Origin of the sequence: Mesobacillus campisalis, assembly GCF_000986785.1 — a bacterium.
In the GTDB taxonomy this organism is placed as follows: Bacteria; Bacillota; Bacilli; order Bacillales; family Cytobacillaceae; genus Mesobacillus_B; species Mesobacillus_B campisalis.
Map to the genome: position 1 here is coordinate 1 of NZ_LAYY01000016.1, position 12,266 is coordinate 12,266.

At 43.7% G+C, this 12,266-nt stretch carries 12 protein-coding genes, 3 tRNA genes and 2 rRNA genes; 11 read left to right on the forward strand and 6 right to left on the reverse strand.

Annotated elements, in window-relative coordinates; genetic code table 11:
• The 5 genes from WQ57_RS14570 to WQ57_RS14590 all read left to right on the forward strand — a co-directional run.
• Positions 1 to 176: ribosomal RNA gene (locus WQ57_RS14570) — 23S ribosomal RNA — on the forward strand; the annotation flags it as partial.
• Positions 177 to 432: 256 nt separating this feature from the next.
• Positions 433 to 548: ribosomal RNA gene (gene rrf / locus WQ57_RS14575) — 5S ribosomal RNA — on the forward strand.
• Between the two features lie 10 nt (positions 549 to 558).
• Positions 559 to 632: transfer RNA gene (locus WQ57_RS14580), tRNA-Gly, on the forward strand.
• Between the two features lie 20 nt (positions 633 to 652).
• A tRNA-Ile gene (locus WQ57_RS14585) sits at positions 653 to 729 on the forward strand.
• 19 nt (positions 730 to 748) lie between these two features.
• Positions 749 to 820 (forward strand) — tRNA-Glu (locus WQ57_RS14590).
• Between the two features lie 104 nt (positions 821 to 924).
• Here the strand turns inward: WQ57_RS14590 and WQ57_RS27030 are convergent.
• Entirely contained in the window at positions 925 to 1,086 is a 162-nt protein-coding gene (locus WQ57_RS27030; protein ID WP_173427562.1) for a hypothetical protein, read from the reverse strand.
• A 243-nt stretch (positions 1,087 to 1,329) separates the two neighbouring features.
• Between WQ57_RS27030 and WQ57_RS14595 the strand changes: the two genes are divergently transcribed.
• Positions 1,330 to 1,632, forward strand: a complete 303-nt coding sequence (locus WQ57_RS14595) for a hypothetical protein (RefSeq protein WP_046524522.1) — start codon at positions 1,330 to 1,332, stop codon at positions 1,630 to 1,632.
• An 88-nt stretch (positions 1,633 to 1,720) separates the two neighbouring features.
• On the opposite strand, the gene WQ57_RS14600 is transcribed toward WQ57_RS14595, so the two are convergent.
• The gene (locus tag WQ57_RS14600; protein ID WP_046524523.1) at positions 1,721 to 2,938 is read right to left on the reverse strand and encodes a CynX/NimT family MFS transporter; all 1,218 of its coding nucleotides are present in this window, start codon (positions 2,936 to 2,938) and stop codon (positions 1,721 to 1,723) included.
• A gap of 636 nt (positions 2,939 to 3,574) precedes the next feature.
• Between WQ57_RS14600 and WQ57_RS14605 the strand changes: the two genes are divergently transcribed.
• Positions 3,575 to 4,465: an STAS domain-containing protein gene (locus WQ57_RS14605; RefSeq protein WP_046524524.1), complete on the forward strand. Its 891-nt coding sequence runs from the start codon at positions 3,575 to 3,577 to the stop codon at positions 4,463 to 4,465.
• A gap of 84 nt (positions 4,466 to 4,549) precedes the next feature.
• Positions 4,550 to 5,776 carry an ATP-binding protein gene (locus WQ57_RS14610; RefSeq protein WP_046524525.1) on the forward strand — a complete coding sequence of 409 codons (1,227 nt, stop codon included), beginning with the start codon at positions 4,550 to 4,552 and terminating at the stop codon, positions 5,774 to 5,776.
• Between the two features lie 122 nt (positions 5,777 to 5,898).
• Here WQ57_RS14610 and WQ57_RS14615 read toward each other — a convergent pair whose 3' ends face one another.
• Both WQ57_RS14615 and WQ57_RS14620 read right to left on the reverse strand, forming a co-directional pair.
• Positions 5,899 to 6,858: a D-2-hydroxyacid dehydrogenase gene (locus tag WQ57_RS14615; protein ID WP_046524526.1), complete on the reverse strand. Its 960-nt coding sequence runs from the start codon at positions 6,856 to 6,858 to the stop codon at positions 5,899 to 5,901.
• 88 nt (positions 6,859 to 6,946) lie between these two features.
• On the reverse strand, positions 6,947 to 7,291 hold the full coding sequence (locus WQ57_RS14620; protein ID WP_046524527.1) for a hypothetical protein: 345 nt from the start codon (positions 7,289 to 7,291) through the stop codon (positions 6,947 to 6,949).
• A gap of 192 nt (positions 7,292 to 7,483) precedes the next feature.
• On the opposite strand from WQ57_RS14620, the gene WQ57_RS14625 reads away from it, so the two are divergent.
• Positions 7,484 to 8,272 (forward strand): HAD family hydrolase, encoded by a 789-nt coding sequence (locus WQ57_RS14625; RefSeq protein ID WP_046524528.1) that lies wholly within the window; start codon positions 7,484 to 7,486, stop codon positions 8,270 to 8,272.
• A 29-nt stretch (positions 8,273 to 8,301) separates the two neighbouring features.
• Positions 8,302 to 8,784, forward strand: coding sequence for a PaaI family thioesterase (locus tag WQ57_RS14630; protein ID WP_046524529.1), 483 nt, complete (start codon positions 8,302 to 8,304; stop codon positions 8,782 to 8,784).
• A gap of 55 nt (positions 8,785 to 8,839) precedes the next feature.
• On the opposite strand, the gene WQ57_RS14635 is transcribed toward WQ57_RS14630, so the two are convergent.
• A complete protein-coding gene (locus WQ57_RS14635; RefSeq protein WP_046524530.1) occupies positions 8,840 to 9,730 on the reverse strand; it encodes a TetR/AcrR family transcriptional regulator in 891 nt (296 codons plus the stop codon).
• 183 nt (positions 9,731 to 9,913) lie between these two features.
• On the opposite strand from WQ57_RS14635, the gene WQ57_RS14640 reads away from it, so the two are divergent.
• The gene (locus tag WQ57_RS14640) at positions 9,914 to 11,416 is read left to right on the forward strand and encodes a DHA2 family efflux MFS transporter permease subunit (protein WP_046524531.1); all 1,503 of its coding nucleotides are present in this window, start codon (positions 9,914 to 9,916) and stop codon (positions 11,414 to 11,416) included.
• A gap of 39 nt (positions 11,417 to 11,455) precedes the next feature.
• Here the strand turns inward: WQ57_RS14640 and cbpA are convergent, their stop codons facing one another.
• Entirely contained in the window at positions 11,456 to 12,088 is a 633-nt protein-coding gene (cbpA, locus tag WQ57_RS14645) for a cyclic di-AMP binding protein CbpA (RefSeq protein ID WP_046524532.1), read from the reverse strand.
• Positions 12,089 to 12,266: the final 178 nt, after the last annotated feature.

The following is a 12,266-nucleotide window of genomic DNA, read 5'->3' on the forward strand; positions in this document are numbered from 1 at the left end:
ATGTGCGGACGGGATAAGTGCTGAAAGCATCTAAGCATGAAGCCCCCCTCAAGATGAGATTTCCCATAGCGTCAAGCTAGTAAGATCCCTGAGAGATGATCAGGTTGATAGGTCAGAGGTGGAAGCGCGGTGACGTGTGGAGCTGACTGATACTAATCGATCGAGGACTTAACCTAATTGAAAAGCGGAGGCGACTCGGAACAAGCACAGCTTGTTCCTGTGAGGATTACTCTTAGAAGTATTCCTTAGTGTACAGCCTCGACCAGCGCTGGAGGGCCAGCAATTGAAGTCGTTCATTGACTTCAAATGATGGACCGAAGTGACTCGAGAGGCTAGGAGCCGGAGCTGGACAAGAACGATACTCGTAATTGCAAACCTTCTGAAATGCATTATCCAGTTTTGAGGGAACAACCCTCATTTCAAATAAAATAGTCTGGCGGTGATGGCGAGAAGGTCACACCCGTTCCCATGCCGAACACGGAAGTTAAGCTTCTCAGCGCCGATGGTAGTTGGGGGTTTCCCCCTGTGAGAGTAGGACGCTGCCAGGCTCATTAATATGCGGGTGTAGTTTACTGGTAAAACCTCAGCCTTCCAAGCTGATGTAGTGGGTTCGATTCCCATCACCCGCTCCATTGCCGAAACTAGACATTATGGGCCTATAGCTCAGCTGGTTAGAGCGCACGCCTGATAAGCGTGAGGTCGATGGTTCGAGTCCATTTAGGCCCACCATTCAATGTCGGGTTAGACCGGCCCGTTGGTCAAGCGGTTAAGACACCGCCCTTTCACGGCGGTAACACGGGTTCGAATCCCGTACGGGTCATAAAAGAGTCAGCTTGGATGCTGGCTTTTTTTTGTACCAAAAAAACATCCTCAGGAATGTCGTGAACACCAGAGGATGTTTTTGTTTTTGTAATAATTGGCAGCTTAGAGGGATAAATTCTTGGAATCCGTCCCCGATATCGGTAGAGTGATAATTTTGCCGCCAATTTGGACGTGGATGGTATCTTTAAATATGGCCTTGACTATTCCTTTTAAAGATACAGTTGAATCTACAGATAAATTGTTTTTATCCTGATTTTCTGTCATAATTTTATCACCTTCCGCATTAATTTGGTTTTATATACAGTGGAACATTGTCATGGCTTTATGCCTAAACATGAACATGTTATTTTACATAATATTCGATGTTTAGTACTATCAATTATATCCTTATTTAAAGGGAAATAACAATTGTTTGGCTAATAAAAATAAAAATTTTATGCCACATCCAAGCGTTTAAAGGCTGTTCCATAGTACAATGAAGTTAATGATGTAATGGAGGTGGAGGGAATGGGTACGGCTACCACGTTAAAATGGTTTACCGGAGTTTTTGAAGCTCTCTTGGGAATTCCTTTTCTGGGAGGGGCTTTTATCATCAGCAATGGCTGGACGCCGCTGTTTATTATGCTGATCCTTCATATTGTCACGCTGTTCTTTTCTTTTAAGGAGATCCAGAACAAATATGGAAGTGTTTTGGGGATCGTAACTTCTGTTATCGGCTGGATTCCTGTTGTGGGAATGATTATGCATATAGTAACTGCATTAGCCTTATTATTTGATGCAGCAAGATCGAGAAGTGTCTATAGAAGATAAAAAAAGACTTTTTTATTTAATAGCTTGTCCAAACGAACAGCCCGGGAGATATCCCGGGCTGTTCTATATTGTTCATCGCAAATATTTATTAATGAAGAGAAGCTTGTTTTTGACTTTTTACAGTATCAAAAACATATTGGTTACGACCGGCTGCGATTCCAGCTAATGTGAAAAGTACGGTAACCCCTATAAGCATGATTAATGGAACAGTCCACGCATGAAGGATGTCAAAGAGAATCCCGATTGCAATCGGGCCGATTCCTGCAACCAAATACCCTACGGACTGGGCCATCCCGGACAAGCTGGAGGCTTGTTCGGCATTGGCGGCGCGAAGCCCGATCAAGGTTAAGGCATGGCTAATGGCTGCCCCAAGGGAAATACCTATTAAAATGATGCTAAATACAAGAATCAGGGTATTTTTACCCAATAGAAGGCCAGTTAGCCCAGCAAGAGAGAATAGCCCAATTCCCAAGGCAATGCCTTTTTGATTCTCGAGGCGGTCGGCTAATACAGGGATATAAAAATTGGCAGGAAGCCCGGAGAACTGCATAAGGGTAACCATCCAGCCGGCCATCGCAATCCCGATTCCCTTGCTGGTCAGTATCTCAGGAAGCCAGGCAGTCATGCTAAAATACACCATTGATTGCATGCCCATAAAGATGGTCACCTGCCAGGCGATTGGCGATGACCAGATGGAAGCAGGGATTTGTTTTGTTCCATATTGTACACTCGGACTTGCTTTTCCCCTTACTTGCGGACTCCAAAAAAACAAGGCGATAAAAATGAGGAACAACCATAACCCAAGCGATAGCTTCCAGCCTAAATTTAAATGATGGGCAAGAGGAACGCTTAGCCCCGGGGCCAGCCCAGCCCAAACAGCCATGGAAAAAGTATAGATTCCTGTCATGAACCCAAGCCTGCCTGGAAAGTTTTGTTTTACAATCCCGGGAAGCAAAACATTGCAAAGGGCAATTCCCAGCCCAATGAGAATGGTGCCGGAATACAATAAAAATAAAAAACCAGTGGACCGAATGATTATTCCTGCTCCCAATAGGGACAGCCCAATTAACACACTTAGCTCATTTCCGAATTTCTGTGCGATTTTAGGCGCAAATGGCGATATAAAAGCAAAGGCGAGAAGCGGAACCGTCGTAAGGAGCCCAGCCATGCCATTCGATATTTCCAGGTCATCCCGGATAAAACCAATGAGAGGTCCCACAGACGTAATGGCCGGCCTTAAATTAAACGCCACAAAAATAATTCCAATAACAAGCAGTGTGTTTCTATCGATTCCATTGACTCGCATAAGTTGTCGACGCCCCCTCGTTTGTTCACTAAAGCAATAAAGGGTGCCTGACCCCTTGTTAAATGAATTATAATGAATTTTCTGCTTTTTGTATAGGATGTGCAGGGAAATGGATGTGGAATAAAAGGGCCAGGCAGGAGGAGTTTAGGATGAAAAAAATTTGGGAAATAAAAAGCAACAGAGTTATCTGCCAAGAAAAAACGGAATTGGAATGGGCATTTGTGTGAAAAGAGAAAATATTTCAGACATTTAGCAGGAAATTGAATGCTTGGTGGCATATATAATTTAGAAAATTCTGTTTTCATTTTACCGAGAGGAGAATCTAGTGATGACAAAACATTATTGCAAATCATGTATGGGCTTTACCGGTGAACCGTTGAAGTGTGAGCATTGTGGCAAAGAGGAAATAGCCGCAATTGAAATTTATAACCATAAGCAGGAACAATAGAAAAAAGGCGTGCCCCGGTGGCACGCTTTTTTTCTGTCATAAAGAAGTAAAGAAGGTTTATAGGGTGAAAAATCGGGTATAATTAAATGTCTCTTTATGCGAACAATGCAACTAATTGATCTTGGTTGTTTTTCTTTCAACCATGATATTTTTATTTTAAATTAAACACTCATGTCTCGGAGGATTATATGAACAAGGAACTAATACTTTTAGGTGAAAAAATTTCCGAACGGAAAACCGCAATAGCAAAAAAAGTCCATTTGGAGAGCATGGAACAGGCCTCTCCCGAACAATTGAAACAGATATCAACCATGCAGGAATCAGAGATCATCGAAGTCCGCGCGGAATTTATCCATATGTTTGCTGAAGCGCTTAAGAATAATGGTGTAGATAAAGATAAAGCTTATGACGATATAGAAAAATGGGCTATAGAAACAGCGGAATTCACTTATAATAACGGATTTTCGCTGGATGAAGCATTGAAAGACACAAGCAATTACAGGAAATTCCTCCATGATGCGCTGGAGGAAGAAATGCTGTCCCAAAACGTATCGATTAAGACCGCATTTGCTGTTTCGAGAGTGATTGACCCGCTTATCGATCATGCAGTTTATTGCTTTAGCCTAACCTTTGTCTCCTTCTATAAAAAGACCCTGGACAGTGCGAAGAGTGCTTTCCTGGAATTATCCGTACCAGTCGTACCGTTGTCAAAAGGAGTGGCCATCCTGCCGCTTGTTGGTGATGTGGATACAGAGAGGGCACATTTGCTGATGGAGGAAACCTTAAAGGAAGCAGAGCGTTTGAAGCTCTCCAACCTGATTCTTGACCTTTCTGGAGTTGTTATGGTAGATACCATGGTTGCCGACCAGATTTTCAAAGTGATGGATGCCTTGAAACTTTTAGGTGTCCAAACAATTGTTACAGGAATCCGTCCTGAGATTGCCCAAACTGTAGTGAGCCTGGGACTGGATTTCAGCAAGCAAGTAACAAGGGCGAACCTGCAGCAGGCACTGTCGGATATTCAACTGTTCAAAAAGGACGATGGCAAGAATGTCATGGACCTTTTCAAGAAAAATTGAGATTTTTTACCTGAATTTTCGATATCTGTTTGAACCGTTTAATGCTATGATATAGGAAATATATCAAGTTATGAGGGCAATGAAATGGTTAAAACGGGACAGATTACCCTGGTTTTGATTTCGATTTTGTTCACTGCACATCAATGGTTTTTCCATCAGGAGCCTTTTTTTACAATCGATTTTATCATCTTTACTTTAATTGCCTGGCTTGTTGGCTGGCAATATGACCGAATGCGGAGTCTGGAGAAAAAAGCGAGGGCAAGCGAAGAAAGCTATAAGACCTTGATAGACTCCCTGCCTGAATCTGTCATTATCCACCGTGATTATCAAATTGTCTTTGTAAACAAAGCAGCGGTTGCGATGATTGGTTCAGCCAGCAAGGACGAGCTGATCGGAAAGTCAATATTCCTATACGCCGATAGTGAATATGAAGGAAGGATGCGGGCGAGGATCGACCAGGCCATCAAGCTGCGCGGCCCGCTGACCAATATCGAGCATAGGCTTAAGCGGCTGGATGGGTCAAAGTTCTTTTTTGAGGCTTCTTCCCTTGCAATAACTTTGGGCGGCAAAGAAGCAATCTTGACTATTGGAAAAGATATAACCGAGAGAAAACAGGAAACGGAACGCCTGCTCCAAAAATCGGAAAAGCTGGCTCTCCTGGGACAGATGGCTGCAGGCATAGCCCATGAAATCCGAAACCCGCTTACTTCCATCAAAGGGTTCATTCAGTTATTCAAATCAAACAGCCTTAAAGGAGAATATTATGACATTGTCCTGGCTGAACTGGAGAGAATCAATGAAATCGTCGGCGAGTTCCTGATTTTGGCCAAGCCCAGTGCTGCCGTCTTTATGGAACATGATATTAAAGTCCTGATCAAAGATGTGGTCACCCTCATCAATACCCAGTCAATTTTAAACAACGTCCAGATTTTCGTGGAATTTGACAGGGACTTGCCCTTGGTTAGCTGTGAAGCGAATCAGTTTAAACAAGTAATTCTCAATCTGCTGAAAAATGCCATCGAGGCAATGCCAGAGGGTGGAAATATTGATGTCAGGGTGGTAAGGAAGGATGAAGGGAGTATTTCGGTCCAAATAATCGACCAGGGAATAGGAATCCCCCAGGAAAGGATTCCGACTCTTGGAGAGCCTTTTTATACAACAAAAGAAAAGGGAACCGGCTTGGGACTAATGACTTGTTTTAAAATTATTGAAAGCCATAATGGAAAACTTGACATTAACAGCAGGGTTAATGAAGGCACAACGGTGGAAATCACTTTGCCAACCATTGCCCAGCCCTACTTGATTACCTGAATTAGCAGAAGCACTCTTATAAACAAAGAAAGGCAAGCAGCCAACTGGCTGCTTGCCTTTCTTTTAGCCGCAGGTTCCCTGGTTCCTTCATTGGCTACTGGAAAGCCGGATATAGCAGAAAACTAGTACCCCTTTTTGTAGTCAACCAAATTGATAGAAGGAACTTTTCCATCACAGTATGCTTTTAAGTTGGGGATGAATATATCCTGGAGAACACGCTTTGCATAATGTTCCGTTGATCCCGCGGTATGGGGGGTAATGATCACATTGTCCATATCCCAAAGAGGATTGTCCTCGTTTAATGGTTCTTTTTCGAAAACATCCAGGCCAGCGCCGGCAATCTCGCCATTTGAAAGCGCGCTTATTAGTTCATTCTCTTTAACAATGGCTCCACGGCCAATATTTATAAATATGGAGGTTGTTTTCATTAAAGCGAATTGTTCCTTGCCAAACAGGCCGCTGGTCTCGCTGGTCAGAGGGAGTGTTACCACTACATAGTCACAGCGAGGCAGCACCTCATCCAGCTGCTTCGGCAAGTACATCTCATCTACATTTTTTTCAGGGTTCCCGGAATGGCGGATTCCTATAACTTCCATGCCAAAAGCTTTCGCAATTTTTGCCGTTTCCAGCCCAATCGCCCCTACTCCAATGATGCCGATGGTCTTGCCATGAAGCTCCAATTTCAGCCCTGAATGATGCCATTTCCTGTTCAGCTGGTTTTTTACATACATATGTATATTTCTGGTAAGGGCGAGCATCAAGGCAAAAATGGTTTCTGATATAGGATAGGCATGTACTCCATTGGCGCTGGTTAAGATTACATTCATTTCTTCCATCTTTTTTAAAGGCATGCTGTTAACGCCGGCACTCCAGGATTGTACCCACCGGAGGGGGGAATCGGAATTCAGTGCTTCGCTGATTTCCTTTTTCCAGCCGACAATGATTTCAGCACTGTTCAAGTGGGCCAGCCAGGCATCAGGATTTCTCTGTGCGATTATGTTCCATTGCGGGACTAGTTCCTGTATTTCGGCGAGAAGGTTTGCTTCAATATCATGTGTAATAATCATCTTTCGGTTTTCCATTCATATTCCTCCAAGTGTGGGATAGGTTTATCATATCACCTATCAGTGGCCGTCAAAAAGGCCCAAAGCCACGCTTTGAGCCGAAAAGTTAAAGGCGGAATCCAATTAATTTTGCTTTTTTATCCAGGCCAAGGGTTGTGTCGTTTGGAAAGGTAATCACAGAACCTATATAATCCCAGCGGATTAGAAGATTTGTTGTGCATTCTTCTTCTTGCTGCTTTTCTTCGGGGATTGGGGTTCCGTCTTCCTCCTGGACTTTTACTCTTTTATGGCATGGATTTTCAACCCAGATGCCCATGTTCTCTGTTTTTATCAACTTAACAAGATACCAGGCATCCGGGTCGAAGATTCCTGTGACAGGGCCGACAAGATACTCTGGAAAATTTTTCAGGCGAATTTGGATTTTTTGATTGATAAAGCTATCTAAATGCATGACTATTCCTCCTTTGCTGCAATTGCATAAAAAGCTGCCTTTTATACTCTACCTTTCCAGAACAAATTTAAACGTTTTTAGTTTACACAGCCATACAGGCAGCGACTATTTTTGGTTTTCGCTATTTTTTAAAATTCAAAAATGGTAAACTATTAAAAACTTGCAATAACATAAAATGGAGTGGGGATTAGAATGATCAAAGCTATTTTTTTTGACTTGGATGATACGCTGCTATGGGACCAAAAAAGTGTAAAAACCGCTTTTGAAACAACCTGCAAACTGGCGGAAGAGCGCTATGGAGTGGATGCTGCCAAGCTTGAGGAGCACGTAAGGAATGAGGCGGCAGCCCTGTATTCTTCTTATGATATATTTCCTTTTACCCAGATGATTGGGATTAATCCGTTTGAAGGGCTATGGGGGAATTTTCTTGATGATCATGAAGAGTTCCGGAAAATGAAGGAGATTGTTCCGGCTTACCGGCAAGAGGCGTGGAGAGCTGGATTAAAGAAAATGGGAGTGGACGAGCCGCAATTTGCCCGCGAGTTGGCAGAGACTTTTCCAATGGAACGAAGAAAAGCTCCGTTTGTTTACGAAGAAACATTCGAAATTCTTGATGATTTACAAGGAAAATATCAGCTTTTGCTTTTGACCAATGGTTCACCCGATCTTCAAAAAACCAAGCTGGAAATTACATCCGAGTTGGTTCCTTATTTTGACCAGATTGTCATATCGGGTGACTATGGTAAGGGAAAACCGGATCCAGGCATTTTTGAACATGCTCTTATGTTAATGAGCCTGAAACCGGAAGAAGTTCTGATGGTGGGAGATAACTTGATGACGGACATTCTTGGCGCGAACCGGGCAGGAATCAAGTCAGTGTGGATCAACCGGCACGGCAAAGAACGGAATGAAGTGATTCCAACATATGAAATCAAGCATTTAGAGGAGCTTTTTCCGATTCTTGCACAATTAAAGGATTAGAATTACTAATTTGGGAGGTTGTGAGAGTTATGGGAGAAAAAGTAGTAGCTGCCATCCAGGACGATTATCCTGATGAATTTGCCTGGTGTTATGGATGTGGCCGGCTAAACCAGGAAGGCCTTCAAATTCGGACTGGCTGGCAAGGAGATGAAACTTTGACTATTTACACTCCCGAAGAAAAACATATGGCATTGCCAGGGTATGTGTACGGAGGTGTGATGGCTTCGTTGATTGATTGCCATGGAACGGGTTCTGCGGCCCTGGCCTTGCACCGTAAAAATGGGCATGAGCCTGGAGATGGCGCAGAGCCGCCAAGATTTGTTACTGCCTCCCTGCACGTCGACTTTATAAAACCGACTCCTCAAAATATTCCCCTTAAAGCTGTGGGGAGAGTAGAGGAAATTCACCCGAAGAAATGGAAGGTGGAGGCAGAGGTATTCGCCGGGGATGCTCTTTGTGCACGTGGAGAAGTGGTGGCCGTTCTAATGCCGCAAACGTTTTTAAGCAAGTAAAGGTATATTTCTGGAGAAAAGCCAAATCTAAACCGATTTGGCTTTTTAATATATTTTATTCCTTCTTTCCTGCAGCTATGGATTCTGCGAGGTTTTTAAGCTTCTTCATATCAGTTTCAGCGAAGATGGTTTTTCCGGCCTGCAGGGTGGAGATGGCGCTGTTCACAAGATAAATTCGCGGTGTGTTTGCATGGAGGAGCTCATCTTGAATGAAATTCAGCAATTCCAGGTATTTTCCCTTTTCTTGTGCATTTGACGAGCTTTTCTTCATGCGTAGTACCGTCCTGCAAAGTTCCTGCTTTATTGAATGGCTGCCATCTCCGCTATTCGGAAACCAGCTGTTCAGAACTCCTGGCGGAATCAGTTGGGCATCCGCTTCGGTAACATCGCTGACTATTTTCACCAGCCGCTCCACGCTATAGCGGACGATCTTATAAAGGTCTGTTGAATCATAAGCCATCGCGTGGAATTTGAGGTTATTATGAAGAATTCCGATAAACATGATGGAACAATCCAGCAAGTAGGGTTTGCTGCTCTCTCCGAAGATATCAATAAACCGCCTGTAAAGCCACCGAACCGCCCGTAATTGGTTTTGTTTAAAGAACACCTTTAACTCCTCATCAGGAGAGTAAACGACTTCATCAAACAGGGAGATAAGCCTATTGCTTCTATGGGTCTGCAGCTGAAGTTCGATTTGTTTTATGAACACTTCAATATCAGATGGATCCTTGCCAATCAGCAGTTCATTCCGTTCCTTGTCCAGCTGGCTGTGTATGGATTTAAAAAGGGAGATTAATAATTCGTTTTTAGAAGAGAAATAATTATAAAAGGTCCCTTTGGAAATCCCGCTGTAATCCAGAATATCCTGAATGGATGTGGCTTGAAATCCCTTTTCAATAAATAATTGGTGTGCCATTCTCAGTACATGCTGTTTTCTGTCGTTCATATAATCACCCTTCAAATTTGAACTGCCTGTCCAATTGTTATAATACGTGAAATTGAAAGTATATACAAACCCTTTAAAAACAATGTATTTTCCAATTGCAATAAATGAACTGTTGGTATATGATAATCTCTGGATGAAATGATGGTACAAAATAATGGACTAAATGTCTATGGGGGAAACAAAATGGAGAATACAACCAATAGGGCGGGCCGTCCACCGTATGGAATTCTTTCGGTGTTAATGATTGGCGCCTTTATTGCTTTTTTAAATAACACTCTGCTCAATATCGCGCTTCCGTCCATCATGACGGATCTGGAAGTCGATACTGCGACAGTTCAATGGCTGACAACAGGCTATATGCTGATAAATGGAATTATGATTCCGGCGACAGCTTTTTTAATTGAAAAATATTCTGTACGAAGGCTGTTTTTAATTGCAATGGGCCTATTCACAGCCGGAACGATTATCGCTGGTGCTGCCGGAATCTTTCCAGTCCTGCTGGCTGCACGGATGCTGCAGGCTTCCGGGTCGGCGATTATGATGCCGCTGCTCATGAATGTGATGCTTGTAAGCTTTCCAATTGAAAAGCGGGGAACCGCCATGGGAGTTTTCGGCCTCATCCTGATGTTTGCACCTGCTATTGGCCCGACGCTTTCGGGCTGGATCATTGAGCATTATGATTGGCCGATGCTGTTCCACTTTGTCACACCAATCGCGGTGGTCATATTATTGCTAGGCTTTATCTTGCTTAAGGATAAAAAGGAAAAAGTCGATATCCATCTCGACGTCGTATCGTTAGTCTTGTCAAGCCTTGGTTTTGGGGGATTGCTTTATGGGTTCAGTTCTGCCGGAAGCAAAGGATGGAGCAGTCCATATGTGTATTTAACGATCATCATTGGCGTTATCTCTTTGACCGCCTTTGTCCTTCGTCAATCAAAGCTTGAACGGCCCATGCTTAATTTCAGTGTCTATCGCTATCCGATGTTTACTCTGTCATCGGTGATTTCCATGACGATTACAATGGCAATGTTTTCCGGTATGCTGCTGATTCCCATCTATGTCCAGACAATCCGCGGGTTTTCTCCAATGGAAGCTGGATTAATGATGCTGCCGGGAGCGCTCTTGAATGCTTTTATGTCTCCTGTTACTGGCCGTTTATTTGACAAGTTCGGGGGACGGATCTTGGCTGTCACCGGATTATTTATTATGACAATTACTACTTATATGCTGAGCATTTTAACGGTCGAGACTTCCTATGCCTATCTGGCTGTTGTCCATGCAGTCAGGATGCTTGGTATGGCCATGGTTATGATGCCAGTCCAGACCAATGGCTTGAACCAGCTCCCAACCCGCCTTTATCCCCATGGGACCGCCATGAACAACACCCTTCAAAATGTATCGGGAGCGATTGGAACAGCGTTGCTGGTTACGGTCATGTCCACCCGCACAGAAGTTTATGCAGCGCGGCTGACAGAAGAGGCGCTGCAATCCTCAGCCCAGCCAGCGGCTGAACTGCAGCAGCAAATCATGATGAAGGCGATGCTGGAGGGAATCAACGATGCTTTCCTGGTTTCCGCTGTAATTTCAATTGCAGCCCTTGTTCTGGCTTTCTTTATGAAGCGTGCCAAGCAAGCGGAAGAGCTTCCTGACAAAGTGCATGCTGGAAAAAAGGCTCGAACAAGCTAAAGTGAAAGCGGCCCATATACGGCCGCTTTATTTGTGGTTTTAATGATATTCTACCCCTATGACCCTGCAGCCATTTTTGTCCAGCTGCTGTTTAATTTTCTCCAGTGTTTCCATTGGCGTATTTTTGGGGAGCGTAAAAAGCACTCTTCGAATAAGGCTGGCATGGTAGCTGGAGGAATCAAGGGTGATAACACCTTGTATATCGCTGTATTTGCTGATGATGGCTGTCATTTTCGCAAGTGTGCCTCTTGTTCCATAACTGCCTATGGTGAGCGTATAGCTTCCTCTGTGAAGACCCCAAGCTTCCTCCAATAGTTCAAGGACAGCCGCATGAGTCAGCAAGCCGGCAAACTGTCCGTTCTCCTTCACCACAGGGAGATATGGGAATCGTTTAAGCGTAAAAAAGGCTTGCAGGAAAGATTCATTCTCCATTATAGCCGTCTCTTGATCGGTAACAAGCAATCCAATTGGTTCATCAAGCGAGCGTCCTTCTCTATATTCCAAAATATCAACTTTATAGATGTTACCTTTATACAAGGTGTGGGACTTGTCAAGGACAGGCACGCAGCGAAACCCGGTTTCATTTAAAAAGCTTAGAGCCTGACCAAGAGAAAAGGTTTCATCACAATATCGGACATCCTGTTTGCTGATCATCTGATGCTTAATCAACATCTCCAATCTTCCCCCTTTGGTACCCTTGTGCATAACCTTCTGGAAAATGTATGACTGAAGTTTTAGTCCTATTCCTGGGGAGCTTTTAAAAATGAAGGGAAGAGAAAGGGTGGGACATGTTCACCGCTCATGGATTGACAGGTGGAAAATACATAAAAAAACCTGGAATCTGTGGCAG